At 64.9% G+C, this 1,621-nt stretch carries 1 protein-coding gene and 1 pseudogene; both read right to left on the minus strand.

Annotated features, from left to right (window positions below; genetic code table 11):
* The coding region (locus tag EN991_RS35320; protein ID WP_164769632.1) for an NAD(P)/FAD-dependent oxidoreductase at window positions 1-1,462 on the minus strand (1,462 nt) is incomplete at its 3' end.
* Between the two features lie 4 nt (window positions 1,463-1,466).
* Window positions 1,467-1,621: pseudogene (locus EN991_RS35325) on the minus strand (ABC transporter ATP-binding protein); the annotation flags it as partial.

Consider the following 1,621-nt stretch of genomic DNA (forward strand, 5'->3'; position numbering starts at 1 on the left):
TCGTGCAGCCGCACATCGGCTGCACCGCCGCTGGATTGTATTTGTCGCCGATGGTCAGCACCATCAGCTTCTCGACCAGCCCGGTACAGGAGCCGCAGGAGGCCGAGGCCTTGGTATGGGCGCGCACGTCGTCGAGCGAGGTCAGGCCCTTGGCCGTGATCGCGCCGGTGATCTTTCCCTTGCAAACGCCGTTGCAGCCGCAGATCTCCGCATCATCCGGCAAGGCTGCAACGGCCGCCATAGGGTCCAGCGGGGCACCCCCCTGGTAGGACTGGCCGAAGATAAGCGTATCGCGCATCTCCGATATGTCGGTCTGCTTCTTCTTCAGGTCGTTGAACCAGGCGCCGTCGGCCGTCTCGCCATAGAGCACGGTGCCGATGATGCGGTCGTCCTTCAGCACCAGCCGCTTGTAGACGCCGGCCGAAGCATCGCGCAGCACGATCTCCTGGCGGTCGTCACCATCGGCGAAGTCTCCGAGCGAGAACAGTTCGATTCCGGTGACCTTGAGCTTGGTCGGCGTGTCCATATGGACGAAGGCCGCCGCTTCGTCGCCGGCAAGCTGGCTGGCTGCAACGCGCGCCATCTCGTAGAGCGGCGCGACGAGGCCATAGACCTGGCCGTTGACCTCGGCACATTCGCCGAGCGCGTAGATGTCGGGATCGTTGCTGCGCATGCCGGCATCGACGACGATGCCCCTGTTAACGGCGATGCCGGCCTGTTTGGCCAGCGCCGAATTCGGCCGGATGCCGACGGCCATCACCACAAGCGTTGCTGGGATAATGGTGCCGTCAGCAAGTTCCACCTGCCCGACCTTGCCGTTGCCTGTGATCGCCTGGGTGTTGGCCTTGGTGATGACCTTGATGCCGCGCTGCTCCACCGCGCGCTGCAAGAGATAGCCGGCGGCCGGATCGAGCTGGCGCTCCATCAAAGTCGGCATGACATGCAGCACGGTGACGTCCATGCCTTGCGCGTTGAGGCCCGCCGCCGCCTCCAGACCCAGCAGGCCGCCGCCGATGACCACCGCCTTGGCCCGCGACTGGGCAGCGAGCATCATCGCCTGCACGTCGTCGAGATCGCGATAGGTCAGCACGCCCGGCAGGTCATGGCCCGGCACCGGAATGATGAACGGTACCGAGCCGGTGGCGATGACGAGCTTGTCGTAGGGCTCGGTGACGCCGTGATCCGAGGTGACGGTCTTCGCCGTCCGGTCGATGGCAACGATCTTATGGCCCTTGTAGAGGGTGATGTTGTTGGCGATGTACCAGCCGTCGCCATGGATGATGATCTCCTCATAGGCCTTCTCGCCCGACAGCACCGGCGACAGCATGATGCGGTCGTAATTGACGCGCGGCTCGGCGTTGAAGATGGTGACGGTGTAGCGGCCCGGAGCCTGTTCCAGCAGGTGCTCCAGCATGCGCCCGGGGGCCATGCCATTGCCGATGATGACAAGTCTTTCGCTCATGGTGCTACTCCGCGGCTTCGACGAAGCGGTGGCGTTCGTAGAGGAACTTCAGAACCGCCTCGCGGCAGCGCAGGAAGGTCCGGTCGGAAGAGAGTTCGACGCGCCGGCGCGGCCGCGCCAGCGGCACGGCAAGCACTTCGCCGATGGTCGCCGCCGGAC

It is taken from the genome of Mesorhizobium sp. M7A.F.Ca.US.005.03.2.1, from assembly GCF_003997795.1.
In the GTDB taxonomy this organism is placed as follows: domain Bacteria; phylum Pseudomonadota; class Alphaproteobacteria; order Rhizobiales; family Rhizobiaceae; genus Mesorhizobium; species Mesorhizobium ciceri.